The organism is Brevibacterium atlanticum (assembly GCF_011617245.1).
Classification (GTDB): domain Bacteria; phylum Actinomycetota; class Actinomycetes; order Actinomycetales; family Brevibacteriaceae; genus Brevibacterium; species Brevibacterium atlanticum.
The window spans coordinates 4,125,919-4,142,682 of the sequence record NZ_CP050152.1 but is presented as its reverse complement, the minus strand read 5'-3'; the positions used below and the strand labels follow the sequence as shown (position 1 = coordinate 4,142,682).

The window sequence follows — 16,764 nt, the reverse complement described above, 5'->3', positions numbered from 1 at the left end:
GGATTGACAGGGATCAGGCTGCTTTTCTTAGTTTTCCAGCAACCACGTCAATAATCGAATGCAACTCTCTGACTCTGAGCAAATAGCAAGCTCCGATGAAGAACACGAGCATCACGATTCCCACGAGCCCTGTCGTCACGAAGGCCTGCCAGCGACCGGCCAGGGAGAAATCCGGGAAGAAGAAGAGGAGTCCGTAGCCGGCCCCGCCGGCGACGATCGCAGCCAGCAGGAATTTGATATGTGAGGTGAGGACTTCGCGCAGATCGATTTCGCCGAGGCGCTTCTTCAGGACGGCGAACGAGATGATCATCGCCATGAGGTAGCCGAGGCTCATGATCAGACCGATGATCGCCACCGTCACCGACTTCGGGAAGATCGATGCCGAGAGGACGGCCAGGGACTGGAAGATGATCTGCGGCAACTGGATGAGGAACGGAGTCTTCGCGTCCTCGTAGGCGTAGAACACGCGTTGTGCCAGATAGTTCGCGCTGAAGGGAATGAGGCCGAAGACCATCGTGATGATGACCAGCCCGATGGCGGTCGCCTGTTCGCGACCGGTGCCGGCGATGACCATCGCCACCGGCGAGGCGAGGACGACTAGCGCAGCAACAGCGAAGGCGTTGACCATTCCGACCATCCGCACTCCCATCGAGAAGTCGCCGACGACCGCTGCGGTGTCCTTGTTCGCCGCATCTCTGCTCAGAGAGGTGAACAGGGCGGTGGACAGGGACACCGCGATGAGCGAATGCGGAAGCATGAAGACGAGGTAGGCATTCGTGTATGCCGCGTTCGAAGCGTTCCCCTCTCCGGGAACCGAGGCACCGGCGGCGACGCGGGAGATGACGAGGAAGCCGAGCTGTCCGATGAGCATGGCCGCGAACGTCCAGAACGCGACCTTTCCGGCCGAGCCCAGTCCGACCCCCCGGAAGCCGAAGGTCGGCTTGTACTTGAACCCGATCCGCTTGAGCGGCCAGATGAGGATGAATGCCTGAGCGACCACACCGAGGGTGGCGGTGCCGGCGAGGAGTGTGATCTTCTCCGGGGTCCACGTGTCGAGGGTGTGTGGGGAGGTATTGTTCGTGCCGAAGACGAGGATGAAGACGGCGAGGCCGGCGATCGCGACGACGTTGTTGAGCACGGGAGCCCACATGTACGGCCCGAACGAGGACTTCGCGTTGAGCACCTGCCCCAGCAGCGTGTAGAGGCCGTAGAAGAACAGCTGCGGCAGGCACCAGAAAGCAAAGGCCGTAGCCAAGGCCATTTGGTCATCGCTCCACCCGGAGGAATACAGCCATACGAGTACGGGTGCTGCGGCCGTGGCGATGATGCTCACGCCAGCCAGGATGAGGAAAGACAAGGTCAACAACCGGTTAGTGAAGTCCTCGCCCCCGTCCTCACGCTTCGACGCCCGCACGATCTGCGGAACGAGAACGGCATTGACCACACCGCCGGCGAGCAGCATGTAGAGGGTGTTGGGCACCTTGTTCGCGACATCGAAGGCGTCGGCCTGTGATGCGGTGACGCCGATCGCGGTCGCCAGCAGCGAGGCCTTGATGAGACCGAGGATGCGGGAGGTCAGGGTGCCCGCGGTCATGATCGCCGAGGACCGGGCCAGGGATGAGAATCCGGACACGTTCTACCTCTTTTCGTTCTCGTCGGTCTGAGCGCGGGCCATCGCATCGGCCAGCTGGTCTTCGGGAATCTTCGGGCGACCGCGGGCGATCGTCTTGACCAACCCGATCACGAACACCGCGGCCAGCGCCAATCCGATCACCGCAGTGCCGATGTTCTCCCAGTCCGCACGCACTCTGACCAGGAGTGATTCGTGTTTGGGTAGGACGACGTCATCGGCAGAGACCATGTCGATCGTCGTCGGAACGTCGGCATTCGCCAGCCCTTCGACGGGCACGTCGACGCGCATCGTCTCCGCCGGCGGAACCTTCACGGTCTCCGTCTCCTGCGCCCGCAGCTGCGGAGTCGCCGGTTTCATCCGGATCTTCAGGCTCGCCTCGGCGGGCGAATCATTGACGATCGTCACCGGGATCGTCGTCTCCTCCCCGGTCACGAGGAGGACCGAGGATCCCTTCCGCAGGTGCAGGCTGTCCATGAGCTTCGTGCTCTGCTTGCGCGCCGCCCCCGCACAGATGTTCGCGTTCCTGCCCAGGGTCCACGCCGCCGAGGTGCAGCTGAGCAGCTCTCGATCCATGCGGATGTCCGCGCTCTGTCGGTCGGTGAAGACGCTGTTGAAATCCTCCTGCTCGGCGCGGGTCTGGCCCAGGGAGCGCACGGCCCGTGCGCGGATGTGCGGTGCGTCGGAGACTTGTTGGAGGAGTCCGCGCTGGGTGGAGGGAGAGTCGAGCAGATCGTCGACCCCGGTGGGGGCGATCCAGGGCGCGGAGGAAAGCGAGTCGATCGCGTCCTCCCACCCCGCCGAGGCGGCCGCGCGTGGGAGCGGAACGAGCAGTTCGCGTGTGCGATAGGGAGCTTCGGATTGGATCGCTGCCGACTTCGCAACGAGCTCGGACAGCGCCGAGGCGGGATGATCGGCTGCGATCGCCTCGGCGCTCTGATCCGTCAGTCCCTTATCGGTGACGAGGGTGTCGATCGTCGACTCCCCATCGTCGGTGGTCGTCGTCTGCGAATGCGCATCGTCGCGGATGCCGGTCGTCGACGGCTGCTGCTCGTCGCTGACGATCGCGGTGGAGTTGCCTGTCTTCTCCAGTGCCCGCAGCCCGGACTTCGTGGCACTGCCGGCCACCGGCCAGGCGATGTCGGTGCGGGCGTCGGGGAAGACGTCGGACACGATCGAGCGCTGCTTCTGCGCGAAGTCGCTGAGCCGGTCGATCTTGGTCCCCTGCAGAGCGCTGAGGTCCGGGTCACCGTAGGGCAGGGCGACGATCGTGTGCTTCTGCGCCTCGGACACGAAGTCCTGGTACCAGGAGTTCAGGCGTCTGCGCTGATCCTCTTCGGCTTTGAGTTCGGCCTCGCTGGCGTCTTCGTCGGTGTCCTCGGCGGCACCGGCGGGCGGGGTCTGGGTCTCCGCACCGTCCTGATCCGAAGGCTCTTCGGTCTCGTCGGGGTCGTCGCTGTCGGGCGGTTCGGCGATCGCGGCTTCGAAAGAGGTGAGCACCCGCGGGTCGATGGCCAGTCCGAGCTTCTTGTGCTCGAGCAGCTTCTTCACCGTCGCGAGCGAACCGCCGTCGGCGATCGCGTCGTCGAGGCGGTCGGGATCGATGAGTCCGCCCTCCGAGTGCCCGGGCAGAGTGACGGGAGCGAGCAGACTGACCTTCGTCTGATCGAACTTCGGGCTCGGGTACCACGTGGTGAAGCCGATCTCCGAGGCGCGCAGGCCCGTGGAGTCGCCGAGCTGCACCGCCAGTCCCCGCGGACCCCATGAGCTTACGGGCGAGGACGTGCTCAGGCCGAGATCGTCGGCGGGGATCTTGATGGTGAAGTCGTACGAGGCGCCCGGGTCGATCTTGTCATCGAAGGTCGCATCGACCGCAGGAGCCTTGGAGTCGTCATCGCTGTTGTTCCCCTTCGCCTTCTTGCGGGCCTCGGGTCCGTTGTGTTCGAGGTCGGCGATGGTCCGGTGCCGAGCCTGACTCTGCTTCCACGCGCTGATGCGCGATTCCGAATCGAGGGTGCGCGTCGACATCTCGAGTCCCAGACTCGGCTTCTCGATCGCCTTCTCGGTGCCGTTCGACACGAGCCCGCGGACCGTGAGCGTCCCCTTCTCATCGACCCAGGGGGTCACCTCGTCGATGCGGACTGAGATGCCGGAGTCCTGCGCGGCGTCGCTGCCGGATCCATCCGAACCGGATCCCTCGGACCCCGTATTCGCGCTCGGGCTCGCGGCCGCGTTCATCGTGGCACTCGCCGAGGTGGCGGTGAGGAGCGGAAGTGCGAAAACCGGCCCTGCGAGCAGGAAGAGAGTGCTCAGCAGGGCGGTGAGGAAACGCAGGCGGCGGGCGGGAATGGGTTTCACTGCTCCATTCGGGAGACCATCGGTCGGGCGGCGGCGACGATGCGGCGTTCGTTGGCGAACGAGAGGCGCGAACGCAGCTCGTTGAAGGGCACCCATGCCGCATCGATCGCTTCTTGGTCAGGATCATTATCCACGGTCAGCGTTCCCGATTGTGCACGGAGCAGGAAATGGTGGACGAGTTTGTGGATCCGGATGCCGGTGACGGTGAACCAGTAGTCGACCGTTCCCAGCGGGCAGATGATCTGCCCGGTGATCCCGGTCTCCTCTTCGACCTCACGGCGGGCCGCCTCGGCGGGGGTCTCCGTCCCTTCGAGATGGCCCTTGGGAAGGCACCATTCGATCCGGCCGGCCCGATTGATCCGCGCGATGACCGCCACGGTCAGGTGCGGATGGGAGAAGTCGACGACGATGCCACCGGCGGAGATCTCCTCCACCGTGGTGCGGCGGGACGTTCGGGGTCCCGGCTTGGGCATCGGTGTGGTCATTCTCCTACCTTAGTAGGCGAAGCTTGGAAGTTCCGTGTCATCGGCGCCCGGTAGGCTTGTGGTGGCGAGAACTGCCGCCTGCACGCGGGCGGCACTTGCCGGACGCGCAGGAACCAAGAAGAAGGAGCTCGGTGGATCCGCAGACCGCGCACACCCGACTGCACGACAAGCTCGACGAACTCGAGCACATCCTCGGCCCGCTGGGCCAGAGGTTCTCCCAGGCCGGATTCGAACTCGCTCTCGTCGGCGGGTCGGTCCGTGATGCGCTGCTCGGTCGCCCGATGCCCGACCTCGACTTCACCACCGACGCACACCCCGATGACATCCTGGACCTGATCAGGGACTGGGTCGACACTCATTGGGACATCGGACGCGAGTTCGGCACGATCGGGGCGGTGAAGTCCGGCGTGCAGATCGAGATCACGACCTATCGCGCTGAGGCCTACGAGTCGGACTCGCGCAAGCCCGTCGTGCGCTTCGGCACCGACCTCGACGCCGACCTTGTGCGCCGCGACTTCACGATCGGAGCGATGGCGATCCGGCTGCCGAGCAAGACGTTCGTCGACCCGCATCACGGCTTCGACGACCTCGTCGCCGGACGCATCCGCACGCCGGGCGCGGCCGCGGACTCCTTCTCCGACGACCCGCTGCGGATGATGCGCGCCGCACGATTCACCTCACAGCTGGGCCTCGACCCCGTCACCGAGGTGGAAGAGGCGATGACGGCAATGGCCGAGCGGATCGACATCATCTCCGCCGAACGCGTCCAGGTCGAACTCTTCAAGCTCATGACGGGCATCGACCCGGCCGCCGGCGTCGACGTGCTCGTGCGCACCGGCATCGCCGACCACGTTCTGCCCGAAGTGGCTGGACTGCGCCTGGAGACCGACGAGCACCACCGGCACAAGGACGTCTACCAGCATTCGCTGACGGTGCTGCGTCAGGCCGTCGACCTCGAGGCCCGCTATGCCGCGGCCCAACAGGAGGCCGGGATGGCCGATGACGATCCGCAGCGGCTGCGCGTGCCCGACTTCGTCGTCCGCTTCGCGGCGCTCATGCACGATGTGGGCAAACCCGCGACCCGGCGCTTCCAGCCCGGCGGTGCGGTGACCTTCTACCACCACGATGCGGTGGGGGCGAAGCTCACGGCCAAGCGGATGAAGGCCCTGCGCTTCGACAAGGACACGACGAAGGCGGTCGGCCGCCTCGTCGAACTGCATCTGCGCTTCTACGGCTACGGTGACGCCGGGTGGACGGATTCGGCGGTGCGTCGCTACGTCACCGATGCCGGCCCCCTGCTCTCCCGTCTCCACATCCTCACCCGCGCCGACGTGACCACGCGGAACAAGCGCAAGGCCGACCGGCTGGCGTTCGCCTACGACGACCTCGAAGAGCGGATCGAGGCGCTCGCCGAACAGGAGGAGCTCGCGGCGATCCGGCCCGACCTCGACGGCAAGCAGATCATGGCGATCCTCGACATCGAACCATCGCCGCTGGTGGGCAAGGCCTACAAGCATCTCCTCGACCTGCGGATGGAACACGGACCTTTGGGACCCGAGCGCGCCGAGGCGGAGCTGCGGTCCTGGTGGCAGACGCAGGAAGGGTGAGAAACCCCCACTGAGCTCTTCGCAGCGTGGTGCTGATAGCTTCGGTATCGCGTAGATTTGTGCTCGACGTCACAGCATGTGACGGCGGCGATGATGTGAGGAGACAGCCATGACAGTGACCGAGGAGTTCCGGGCAGCCCGAGACCAGCTGATCGAGCTTCGCACCGACTATGAAGCGGCCCGCTCGACGTTCGAATGGCCGCGCTTCACCCACTTCAACTTCGCCCTCGACTGGTTCGACAAGGTCGCCGAGAACAACGACGACCCGGCCCTGTGGATCGTCGAGCAGGACGGGTCGGAAGGCAAGTGGAGCTACGCGGAGCTCTCGGCACGGTCGAACCAGGTCGCCAACTACCTCCGCCGCGCGGGAGTCAAGCGCGGCGACCATGTCATGGTGATGCTGGGCAACCAGGTCGAGCTGTGGGAGACGATGCTCGCCGGCATCAAGCTCGGTGCGGTGCTGCTGCCCGCGACCACCCAGCTCGGTCCCATCGATCTGGCCGACCGCGTCGAGCGTGGCCGGGCCGAATTCGTCGTCGCCGGTGCCGCGGACGCCGCGAAGTTCGACGACGTCGAGTCCGATGTCGTGCGCATCGTCGTCGGCGCCGACGCCACCCGCCAGCAGGACTACACGTACTCCGAGGCCGCCGAGGAGAGCACATCGTTCGACCCGCAGGGGCAGTCCCGGGCCGATGACCTCCTGCTCCTCTATTTCACCTCTGGCACAACGTCGAAGGCGAAGATGGTCGCCCACTCGCACGTCTCCTACCCCGTCGGACACCTCTCGACGATGTACTGGATGGGCCTGACCCCCGGCGATGTCCACCTCAATGTCGCCTCGCCCGGTTGGGCCAAGCACGCGTGGTCGAACATCTTCACCCCGTGGATCGCCGAGGCCTGCGTGTTCCTCTACAACTACTCACGCTTCGACGCGAACGCCCTGATGGAGACCATGGACCGGGTCGGTGTGACGAGCTTCTGCGCTCCGCCGACCGTGTGGCGGATGCTCATCCAGGCCGATCTCGGACACCTCAAGACCCCGCCGCAGAAGGCTCTGGGTGCCGGCGAACCGCTCAACCCCGAGGTCATCGACCGGGTCAAGAGCGACTGGGGTGTGCTCATCCGCGACGGCTTCGGCCAGACCGAGACGACCCTCCAGGTCGGCAACTCGCCTGACCAGCCGCTCAAGTACGGCTCGATGGGTAAGGCGCTGCCCGGCTTCGACGTCGTCCTCATCGATCCCAGCACGGGCGAGGAAGGCGATGAGGGTGAGATCTGCCTCCGCCTCGATCCCCGGCCGATCGGCCTGACCAGCGGGTACTGGAACAACGAGGAGAAGACCGCCGAGGCGTTCGAAGGCGGCGTCTACCACACCGGTGACGTGGCCCAGCGCGACGAAGACGGCTACATCACCTACGTCGGTCGCGCCGACGATGTGTTCAAGGCCAGCGACTACCGGCTCTCCCCGTTCGAGCTCGAGAGCGTGCTCATCGAACACGAGGCCGTCGCCGAGGCGGCTGTCGTGCCGTCGCCGGACCCGGTGCGCCTCGCGGTGCCGAAAGCCTATGTCGTCGTAACGAGCAAGTTCGCGGCCGACTCCGAGACCGCGCGGTCGATCCTCGCGTACTGCCGTGAACACCTGGCGCCGTACAAGCGCATCCGCCGCCTCGAGTTCGCGGAGCTGCCGAAGACGATCTCGGGCAAGATCCGTCGTGTCGAACTGCGGGCACGTGAGGATCAGCTCCACCCGTTCAGCGGCGAACCGGGCGTGACCGGCGAAGAATACGCTGACACGGACTTCGACCTCAAAGGCTGACGCGGACGGTCCGGCGGCGGGGCCACGCGTCTTCCCTGCTGCGGGGCCGCCTCGGTGATGGAGGGCTCAACAGTGCTCGCAGCGCTCGTTCAAGGCGGAGCGCGGTTGTGGATCGGTCCACGGGTCTGCAGAGGCGCTGCGCCTTGATCGACGGGATTCGGGCGGGGTGGCGAGGGATTTCGGCGGGGTGTGGACGTGATCGGGGCGGTGAAGGCGCGATTCGTCCGGCGGAATGGCCTTGGATCAGCGAGGTAAGGGAAGACTGAGAGCGTGAATGTGAGCAAACACGCACATGTCGTGGTTGAATCCGCCGCGGTGAATTAAAATGCCTGGTGAGAGTTCATATCAGGGGTTACTCGATATACCATTTGGTAACCTCGGCCGGTGATTGGGCGGGTGGTTCAGCACTTTTTCACGGTCTACTAAAGAAGGCGTGCGAAACTGTTTTGCGTCTTTAACCTTTTTCGGACCTCGTCGCCACGCATTGCGGCAGGCTGACTGACCTGGAGGACCTTGGGTGGCTAAGGGACAACACACAGCCAAGAACATCGGCAGGAATACGAAGAATCTGCTCAACTACCCCCGTGCGGGTGTGAGCGGATGGACTCGTTACCTGCCGAGCATCCGCATACTCGTCGTCGGCGGGCTCAGCCTCGTCATCGCGCTGTGCGTGCTCTTCGCCGTCGGATATGCCTCGACGGACATCCCCGAGCCGAACCTCGAGGCGACCGGTCAGACGTCGACTATCTACTACAGCGACGGCAAGACCCCCATCGGCCAGTACAAGGTCGAAGACCGCAAGTCCGTCGAGATCGACGAGATCTCCGAACCCATGCAGAAAGCCGCGATCGCCGCCGAGGACACCTCGTTCTACGAGAACCGCGGCATCTCGATCAAGGGCCTCTCCCGCGCCGTGGTCGGCGTGGCGACGAACAAGTACGCGGGCGGCGGCTCGACGATCACCCAGCAGTACGTGAAGAACTTCTACCTCACGAACGAGCACTCCTTCGATCGCAAGGTCAAGGAGATGTTCATCTCGCTCAAGATCGACCAGCAGCAGTCCAAGGACGAGATCCTCGCGAACTACCTCAACACCATCTACCTCGGTCGGCGCTCCTACGGCATCGAGGTGGCCGCACAGAACTACTTCGACAAGCCGGCCTCGGAGCTCAACGTCAGCGAGTCCGCACTGCTGGCCGCGATGATCCAACGTCCGGGCGCCGCCGATCCCTCGGACGACCCCGGTGCCTACCAGGACCGCTTCGACTACGTGGTCAAGAACATGGTCAAGGAAGGCTTCATCACCGAGGAACAGGCCGCGAAGGTCAAGATGCCCGAGGTGCGGAAGCAGAACAAGGAGTCCTCACTCTCGGGCCAGAAGGGCTACATGTGGGACTTCGTGCGGCGTGAGGCACTGCGCAAGCTCGACATCGACGAGGCGCAGCTCGACCGCGGCGGCTACAACATCGTCACAACCTTCGACAAGGACCGGATGAAGGCCGCCGAAAGCGCGATCAAGACACTGCCGCAGCAGCAGCCGGAAGGCATGCAGGCCGGACTCGTCTCGATCGACCCGGACAACGGCGGCATCGAAGCCTTCTACGGCGGCAAGAACTACCTCGACCAGGCGTTCAACGCCTCGACTCAGAGCCACGTGCAGGCCGGTTCGACGTTCAAGCCCTTCGCCCTCGTGGCAGGATTGGAGAACGGTGTGCGACTGACCGACTCCTATCCGGGTGCCAGCCCGACGACCTTGAACAACGACGGGACGCCGTGGACGGTCAACAACTTCGGCAATACGAGCTACGGGCCGGTCAGTCTGCTCAAGGCGACGCAGTCATCGATCAACACCGCCTATGCTGCACTCAACGTGCAGGTCGGTCCGGACAAGACCGTCGACGTCGCAGAACGTGCGGGGCTGACTCCGAACTGCACCGATAAGGAGATGAAGGCCGGCAACACGGGCGGTTGCTCGATCGGACTGACCGCGAACCCGTCGAACGTGCTGGGTACGCCCAGCGTCAAGCCCATCGATATGGCATCGGCGTATGCGACCTTCGCTGCGAACGGCGTCCACCACGAGACCCACTCGATCAAGAAGATCAATCAGGGCGCCGAGGACAAGGAAGTGTACAAGGCCGAAACGAAGGGCAAGCGCGTCTTCGACAAGGCTGTCGGCGCTGAGACCTCGTACGCGCTGAGCCAGGTCGTCAACGGCGGATCGGGCAGCTACGCCCAGAATCTCGGACGTCCGGCTGCCGGCAAGACCGGTACGACCAACGAGAACAAGGCGGCCTGGTTCTCCGGGTACACGCCGAACCTCGCGACTTCGGTCGTGCTCTACCGCGAGGTCGACGGAAAGTCCGTGTCGATCGGCTCCTTCGGCGGCCGCGGTGAGGTCACCGGTGGTTCGTTCCCGGTTCAGGTCTGGACGGATTACATGAAGCAGGCCCTCCAAGGCGAGAAGGTCGAACAGTTCCCCGCCCGCGGTGAACTGCCCGACAAACCCAAGCCGAAGAACACCAATCCTGCTCCGGCTCCGAAGCCCGAGCCGAAGGCCCCGTCGGGCAGCAACAGCGGCAGCGACGGGGACGAGACCAAGGCTCCGGTCGAAGAGCCGAAGGATGACGAGGACAAGAACAAGGACTCGGACTCCGAAGGCGATGAGAAGGGCAAGGAAGAAGGCTCGAAGGACGGATCGGACGACGCCAAGGACTCCGGCGACGACGGGAGCAAGGAAGGCGACGACGGAGGCGACGGCGATAAGTCCGGCGGGTCCGACGACGGAGACGACAAGGATTCCGGCGGCGGCAACGGATCCGGCAGCAATGAGGACCCACCGAAAGACGATGGACCAGAAGGCGGGATCCCGGTTGAACCGCCGAAGTCCCCTGGTGGCAATGACTAGTACCGGGAGTAACGACCGGTAACCTCGAGTCATGCCTTCGAAGCCCAGCACCCGGATCGCCGAGCCACTGCTCGGCGGTCCGGTCGGCATTCACCTCGGTGTCGCCGGACGGCGGTTCCGCAGTTCGCAGGCCTATGTCCTCGCCGCACTCCTCGGGCTGACCACATTCCTCGGTCTGGCGCTCCAGGGACCGTGCCTGAACTCCGGCTACGCACAGCCGTCCGCCTCGGCGAGGATGTGCGCCGGCCCCCTGTCCACGGCGTTCGCGGGTGAGGTCAACCCCGAGGTGTTCGGCCGCGCTCGTGGCGGAGCGGCGGGGCTGGCCCCGCTCGAGGCACGCCTCGTCGACCTCATCCATCTCCTCACCGACGACGTCTCACTCTTCATGGTCGTGGTCCTGCTGCTCAACACGGCCGGGGTGGCGGCCCTCAGCACGGGGCTCCTCGTCCTCGCCCGTGAACGGGCCTGGCTGGTCGCAGTCTTCGCCTCACCGCTCATCCTCTTCACCCTCGGTTCGACGCTCGATCCGCTGGCGCTGGCGTTCGCGGTATGGGCGATGGCCCTCTTCTTCGGCGCGCCGCCGCTGCGACCGCGTGGCTGGTTGGCCGGAGTCCTGCTCGGCATCGCGACGTTCATCAACCCGCTCGCGCTCCTCGTCCTCCTCGCCCTCGTCCTGTCCGGACCCCGCCCGGCCCGCGGCCTGAAGCGGCGAGATCCGCGGATGATGCTCGCCTCGGCCACGGTCACCTCGGCGATCCTCCTCGTCCTCGACATGACGGCGATCGACCGGCTGATCCACTGGTACTCCGATGCCGTCGACGGCGGATCGTTCGCCTCGATTCTGGTCATGGCCCAACTCGGCGACGCTGCACTGTGGGCCCCGTTGTGGATCACCGCCAGCGCCGGCGTGGTTCTCGCCGTGACCGTCAGCCTCTACATGGTCCGGCGCACCGGGCTGGACCCCGCAGTGTCCGCCTGCCTGCTCATCGGCGGCTGCCTGCTGCTCGCGCCGGGCATCATGCCGTGGGACAGCCTGTGGCTGCTGCCCTTCGCCGCGCTGGCCGTCCGACGCTGGTGGGTGCTCATCGTCTGGACACTCGCCGAGGCGGTCTTCGCCGTCGGAATCCAGCTCGGCGACGTCTCCGGCTTCGAAGCCGACAAGGGACTCGACCCCGGCTTCGTCGCCCTCTTCGCCCTGCTGCGCCTGCTCGCCCTCGTCCTCCTCATCATCATGGCCGGTGAGAACCTCTACCGGCGACGGATCCGCGGTGTGCCGGCGCCGGCGGCGCCACCTCGGCGAGAGGATGAGAACGACCCACCGTTGGTGGTAAGGAAGGCCACGTGAACGGACATGACAGCGCGCGGGCGGTTCGACTAGACTGGTGAGGTCTGTTCCCATTTCGTGACCAGCACGGAAGCGGGACGGACAGGCATATACCCTCCTGCCATGGACCGACCATGGCCGCAAAGACCAGAGGAGGTGGGTGACATATGCGTAAGTACGAGCTCATGCTCATTCTTGATAACGACCTCGAAGAGCGGACGCTGGCTGACACCGTGAACAACCTGATCAAGGTTGTCCCGGCTGAGAACGGCACCGTCGACAACGTGGATATCTGGGGACGTCGTCGCTTCGCGTACGAGATCCAGAAGAAGTCCGAAGGCTACTACGTCGTGGTTGATTTCCACGCCGAGCCCGCAACGACCAAGGAACTCGATCGTCAGCTCGGACTCAACGAGTCCGTTCTGCGCACGAAGATCCTCCGCCCGGACGCCAAGTAAGGCATCTCAGCTACCTCGCTTCAAGGAGCATTCAATGGCAGGCGAAACAGTCATCACGGTCGTCGGGAACCTCACCAGCGATCCCGAACTGCGCTTCACACCCAACGGTGCTGCAGTCGCAAACTTCACCGTGGCCTCGACGCCGCGTATCTTCGACCGTCAGGCCAACGAGTTCAAGGACGGGGAGACCCTGTTCCTCCGCTGCTCGGTCTGGCGTGAAATGGGAGAGAACGTCGCCGAATCGCTCACGCGCGGTAGCCGGGTCATCGTTCAGGGCCGACTGAAGTCCCGGTCCTTCGAAACCAAGGAAGGCGAGAAGCGCACCGTCATGGAACTGGACGTCGACGAAGTCGGCCCCAGCCTGCGACGGGCCACCGCCCAGGTGACGAAGAACAACCCCGGCGGCGGAGGAAACTTCGGTGGCGGCGGAAACTTCGGCGGAGGCCAGGGCGGAGGCGGCCAGCAGGGCGGCTTCGGCAACCAGCAGTCCTCCGGATGGGGCAACAACCCGCAGGGCGGCCAGCAGGGCAACCCGCAGGGCGGTCAGCGCCAGGGCGGCTACAGCCAGGGCAACAACGGTCCCGCCGATGACCCGTGGGCATCATCGAATCCACAGAGCGGCAACGGCGGCTGGGGCAATCCCGGCGCCGATGAACCCCCGTTCTGATCCACGTTCAGACATTTCGTTAACAGGAGATACTCATGGCCAAGCCAGAGATCCGGAAGCCGATCAAGAAGAAGGCTAATCCGCTCAAGAAGGGCGAAGCGGCGAACATCCACTACAAGGACACCGCTACGCTCCGTAAGTTCATTTCCGACCGCGGCAAGATCCGTGCACGTCGTGTCACCGGTGTGACCGTGCAGGAACAGCGCGTCATCGCAAAGGCTGTCAAGAACGCCCGCGAGATGGCACTTCTGCCCTACTCGAGCTCAGCTCGCTGATCGGAGGGAAAGAATAATGCCTAACCGCAAAGTGATTCTCAACCAGGAAGTCGACGGCCTCGGTGCCGCCGGCGATGTCGTCGAGGTTCGTGCCGGATACGCACGCAACCTGCTGCTGCCCCGTGGCTGGGCATCCGCATGGTCCGCAGGCGCGGAGAAGCACATCGAGGCTCTCCGCAAGGCCCGCCAGGCCAAGCAGATCGCCGACCACGATGAAGCAGTGAAGGTCAAGGGCGAACTCGAGTCGACCACGTCTCGCATCGAGATGAAGGCCGGCAAGAACGGTCGCCTCTTCGGCGCCGTCACCCCTGCCCTCGTGGCAGAGGCCCTGCACACGGCCACCGGTCGCGATTTCGATCGCCGTCAGGTCGCTCTGACCGGTCACGTCAAGACTCCCGGCAGCTACAACGCTGTTGTGCGCGTCAGCGACGAGATCACCGCGAAGATCAAGTTCGAGGTCATCGGCAAGGCCTGATCCCGAACACTGCACCACCGCCGAGGCGGCACCTGAGTTCAGGTGCCGCCTCGGTGTTTCTTATGGGTGGGTGCGGGTGCTGCGCGCTGGCCTCAACCGAAGAGCTTCTGGCCGACCATGGTGTCCGACTCGCCGATTCCCGGTGGGATCGCGAACAGCGCCGAGGCCTGGTGCTGGAGGTACTCGGTGAGCAGATCCTTGTCCGCCATGGTCTTGAGGATCGGGTAGAACTGGGTGCGCGGGTCCCGGACGAAGGCGATGAAGAACAGACCGGCGTCGAGGCGGCCGAGCGAATCGTTGCCATCGGTGTAGTTGTATCCGCGGCGGAGCATCATCGCGCCGTGATTGTGCTCGGGAGCGACGATCGCGACGTGCGCGCGAGGGTCGATGGCCGTGTCACCCTGACCGTTCTTCGCCGCGAAGTCCAGCGGGGTGAACTCCGCTTCCGCATCCGGTGAGGCCACCGATTGTGGGGCCCCGTAGCGTTTGTCGCGGCCGATGATGTCTTCCTGCTCGGCGAGGGAGACCCGGTCCCAGATCTCCAGATACATGTGGATCTTGCGGGCCATGAAATAGGTGCCGCCGGTCATCCACGCATCCGAGGCGTCATCGTCACCGGACTGCACCCACAGCTGCTTCGCAAGCTCCTTGTCCCCGTTTTCGGACTTGATATTGTTCGTCCCGTCCTTGAACCCGAAGAGGTTGCGCGGCGTCTCCTGCGCAGTCGACGTCGACGAGGTGCGTCCGTAGCCGATCTGACCCCAGCGCAGCTTCGCGGTGCCGAAGGCGATGCGGGTGAGATTGCGGATGGCATGGACGGCCACCTGCGGATCGTTCGCGCAGGCCTGAATGAGGAGGTCTCCGTCCGAGGCATCCTTGCGCAGCGCCTCGTTGGCGAACTTCGGCACGCCGTCGCGCAACACTGGCGGCATCCTCTCGGCGAATCCGAAGCGGTCTCGGCCCTGATCGTCGACGAACAGGGAACGGCCGAAGCCGAAGGTGATAGTCAGTCCGCTGGCCGGATAGCCCCATGCCTCACCCGAGTCTTCGGGTGGGAACTCGCGGTTGGCGTTCGGGGCGCCGCCGACGAGTTCGCCGGCAGTCATCTGTTCGGCCGCGACGGTCCAGTCCTCGAGGAGGAACTTCAGTGAGTCGATGTCCTCGTCGGTGACGTCGAATGCCGCCGTGTACATGTTGTCCTGTGCCGGAGTGAGGATCCCCTGCTGGACCGTGCCCCGGAACGGGTAGCGCAGCTCGGTGGCAGACGGTTGGTCCTGCTTCGACGCGCGGAGCCCGTAGCCGATGGCGCCTCCGCCGAGACCGGCGAGGCCGAGGGCTCCGGCGGCACCGCCGAGGGTGAAGAGATGTCTGCGGTCGATGCCGCGAAACCGGCCGGAGGATTCTTGGTCCTTTCCGGCCGGTTCCACGGCGTCATCGTTCGGGGTCAGTGCAGCACCGTCCCGGCGACCTTGGACAGCGGCTCGCTCAGTGCGTTCACGGCATCGGAGAACTCCTGCTGAGTCTTCGTGTAGTCGGTGTCCTTCGGCGCCTCACCGGCGTCCTTCTGCACGGTCGCGACCTTCGCGTAGTCCTGGTAGAGGACGTTGCCGTCGTCGTCCTTGCCGTCCTGCTGCTTCTTCAGCAGCGTGTTGACCTTGTCGAAGTTGTGCGTGATCCGCTTCGCCAGGTCGGGGTCCTGGTCTTCGACGAGCTTCTCGACGTTGCCGTAGGCCACCTCGGCGCCTTCGACATTGGCCTTGAAGTCGTAGAGGTCGGTGTGGGAGAAGGTCTCCTCCTCACCGCCGATCTTCGACAGGGCGACCTCTTCCATGAGGTCGGAGGCTCCGGTGGCGACGTCGGAGAGCTTGAGCTCGAACTTCCCGTTCGCTCCGTCGACCTTGCCGTAGACGAGGTCGTAGAGCTTCTTCGTGTCCTTGTTGAGCTGGTCGGTGACCTTCTTCCGGTCGGCATCGGAGTCGAAGGCGAAGCCCTCGGACTGATCTGCGAACAGGTCGGCCTCGATGCGGTGCCAGCCGGTCCAGTCGGCGAGCACCTCAGGGTCATTGGGCTTCTTGTCGGCGTCGGCCGAGAGGTCCTGGACGCGGGCGTCGAGCGCCCCGTCGAGATCGCCGGCTTCCTTGATGCCGAAGGATTCCGCGGTCGGCTCGATGCGTTCGTAGTGCTGGCGGGCCAGCGGGAACAGGGCCTTGGCCTTCTCGGTGTCGCCGGAGGTGTAGGCGTCGGTGAACTCCTGCGTGGCGTCGACGAGCTGGCCGACCTGGTCCTTGACGTAGCCGGTGTAGTTCGTAATCGCCTTGTCCTCTTCGGCCTGCACGTCCTTCGAGACCTCGACTTTCTCACCCTTCGTCACGGCCAGTTCGGCGAGTCCGACGAAGTCGCCGACCATGTTCGGCTTGCAGGCGGTGTAGTACGTGCCCTCGTCGAGGGCGGTGGTCAGGGTGGCGGTCGTGCCGGGGCCGATGTTCTCGCGTTCGGATTCGATCTGGAGCTTGTTCTCGGCGAGGATCTCGAACTCGTTGGGCTTGGTGCCGTTGTTCGTCACGGTGAAGGAGACCTTGCCCGAGGGGAATTCGGCCGGTGAGACTTCGCAGGAATCGTCGGTGATCGTCACGGTGATGTCGCCGTTGCCGTCGGCATCGTCGGACTTCTTGTTCTGCGGGTTGTCGGTGCACGCCGCCAGCGACAGTGCCAGCAGCGTGGCGGTCGGCAGAGCGATGAGAGCGCTGTGTCGTTTCATGGG

General features: G+C 64.8%; 13 protein-coding genes. 8 read left to right on the top strand and 5 right to left on the bottom strand.

The window, feature by feature from the left end:
- Nucleotides 1–13: 13 nt before the first annotated feature.
- The 3 genes from murJ to GUY23_RS18380 are packed head-to-tail and all read right to left on the bottom strand — an operon-like array spanning nucleotide 14 to nucleotide 4,473.
- Nucleotides 14–1,633: a murein biosynthesis integral membrane protein MurJ gene (murJ, locus tag GUY23_RS18390; RefSeq protein WP_166975321.1), complete on the bottom strand. Its 1,620-nt coding sequence runs from the start codon at nucleotides 1,631–1,633 to the stop codon at nucleotides 14–16.
- 3 nt (nucleotides 1,634–1,636) lie between these two features.
- A complete protein-coding gene (locus GUY23_RS18385; protein WP_228282569.1) occupies nucleotides 1,637–3,988 on the bottom strand; it encodes a DUF6049 family protein in 2,352 nt (783 codons plus the stop codon).
- A complete protein-coding gene (locus tag GUY23_RS18380; protein WP_166975318.1) occupies nucleotides 3,985–4,473 on the bottom strand; it encodes an NUDIX domain-containing protein in 489 nt (162 codons plus the stop codon). Before GUY23_RS18380 ends, GUY23_RS18385 begins: the two co-directional genes overlap by 4 nt.
- 131 nt (nucleotides 4,474–4,604) lie before the next feature.
- Between GUY23_RS18380 and GUY23_RS18375 the strand changes: the two genes are divergently transcribed.
- The 8 genes from GUY23_RS18375 (at nucleotide 4,605) to rplI (ending at nucleotide 14,003) form a co-directional block, all read left to right on the top strand.
- Nucleotides 4,605–6,080 (top strand): CCA tRNA nucleotidyltransferase, encoded by a 1,476-nt coding sequence (locus GUY23_RS18375; protein WP_166975315.1) that lies wholly within the window; start codon nucleotides 4,605–4,607, stop codon nucleotides 6,078–6,080.
- A gap of 109 nt (nucleotides 6,081–6,189) precedes the next feature.
- Entirely contained in the window at nucleotides 6,190–7,896 is a 1,707-nt protein-coding gene (locus tag GUY23_RS18370) for an AMP-binding protein (RefSeq protein WP_166975312.1), read from the top strand.
- 517 nt (nucleotides 7,897–8,413) lie between these two features.
- Nucleotides 8,414–10,804: a transglycosylase domain-containing protein gene (locus GUY23_RS18365; RefSeq protein WP_228282567.1), complete on the top strand. Its 2,391-nt coding sequence runs from the start codon at nucleotides 8,414–8,416 to the stop codon at nucleotides 10,802–10,804.
- Between the two features lie 31 nt (nucleotides 10,805–10,835).
- Complete coding sequence (locus GUY23_RS18360) at nucleotides 10,836–12,149, top strand: hypothetical protein (protein ID WP_166975309.1); 1,314 nt, start codon at nucleotides 10,836–10,838, stop codon at nucleotides 12,147–12,149.
- Between the two features lie 146 nt (nucleotides 12,150–12,295).
- Entirely contained in the window at nucleotides 12,296–12,586 is a 291-nt protein-coding gene (rpsF, locus tag GUY23_RS18355; RefSeq protein ID WP_025779601.1) for a 30S ribosomal protein S6, read from the top strand.
- Between the two features lie 34 nt (nucleotides 12,587–12,620).
- Complete coding sequence (locus tag GUY23_RS18350) at nucleotides 12,621–13,253, top strand: single-stranded DNA-binding protein (protein WP_166975306.1); 633 nt, start codon at nucleotides 12,621–12,623, stop codon at nucleotides 13,251–13,253.
- 35 nt (nucleotides 13,254–13,288) lie between these two features.
- A complete protein-coding gene (gene rpsR, locus GUY23_RS18345) occupies nucleotides 13,289–13,528 on the top strand; it encodes a 30S ribosomal protein S18 (RefSeq protein ID WP_025779604.1) in 240 nt (79 codons plus the stop codon).
- A 16-nt stretch (nucleotides 13,529–13,544) separates the two neighbouring features.
- Nucleotides 13,545–14,003 carry a 50S ribosomal protein L9 gene (gene rplI, locus GUY23_RS18340; RefSeq protein ID WP_166975303.1) on the top strand — a complete coding sequence of 153 codons (459 nt, stop codon included), beginning with the start codon at nucleotides 13,545–13,547 and terminating at the stop codon, nucleotides 14,001–14,003.
- Nucleotides 14,004–14,095: 92 nt separating this feature from the next.
- Here rplI and efeB read toward each other — a convergent pair whose 3' ends face one another.
- Nucleotides 14,096–15,430 carry an iron uptake transporter deferrochelatase/peroxidase subunit gene (gene efeB / locus GUY23_RS18335; protein WP_228282565.1) on the bottom strand — a complete coding sequence of 445 codons (1,335 nt, stop codon included), beginning with the start codon at nucleotides 15,428–15,430 and terminating at the stop codon, nucleotides 14,096–14,098.
- Between the two features lie 17 nt (nucleotides 15,431–15,447).
- Nucleotides 15,448–16,761: an iron uptake system protein EfeO gene (gene efeO / locus GUY23_RS18330; RefSeq protein ID WP_166975300.1), complete on the bottom strand. Its 1,314-nt coding sequence runs from the start codon at nucleotides 16,759–16,761 to the stop codon at nucleotides 15,448–15,450.
- Between the last annotated feature and the right edge of the window lie 3 nt (nucleotides 16,762–16,764).

Excerpts from the sequence above, each read along its gene's own strand:
- GUY23_RS18380 (WP_166975318.1), bottom strand. The coding sequence starts at position 4,473 with ATGACCACACCGATGCCCAAGCCGGGACCCCGAACGTCCCGCCGCACC.
- GUY23_RS18370 (WP_166975312.1), top strand. The coding sequence starts at position 6,190 with ATGACAGTGACCGAGGAGTTCCGGGCAGCCCGAGACCAGCTGATCGAG.
- GUY23_RS18360 (WP_166975309.1), top strand. The coding sequence starts at position 10,836 with ATGCCTTCGAAGCCCAGCACCCGGATCGCCGAGCCACTGCTCGGCGGT.
- rpsF (WP_025779601.1), top strand. The coding sequence starts at position 12,296 with ATGCGTAAGTACGAGCTCATGCTCATTCTTGATAACGACCTCGAAGAG.
- GUY23_RS18350 (WP_166975306.1), top strand. The coding sequence starts at position 12,621 with ATGGCAGGCGAAACAGTCATCACGGTCGTCGGGAACCTCACCAGCGAT.
- rpsR (WP_025779604.1), top strand. The coding sequence starts at position 13,289 with ATGGCCAAGCCAGAGATCCGGAAGCCGATCAAGAAGAAGGCTAATCCG.
- rplI (WP_166975303.1), top strand. The coding sequence starts at position 13,545 with ATGCCTAACCGCAAAGTGATTCTCAACCAGGAAGTCGACGGCCTCGGT.
- efeO (WP_166975300.1), bottom strand. The coding sequence starts at position 16,761 with ATGAAACGACACAGCGCTCTCATCGCTCTGCCGACCGCCACGCTGCTG.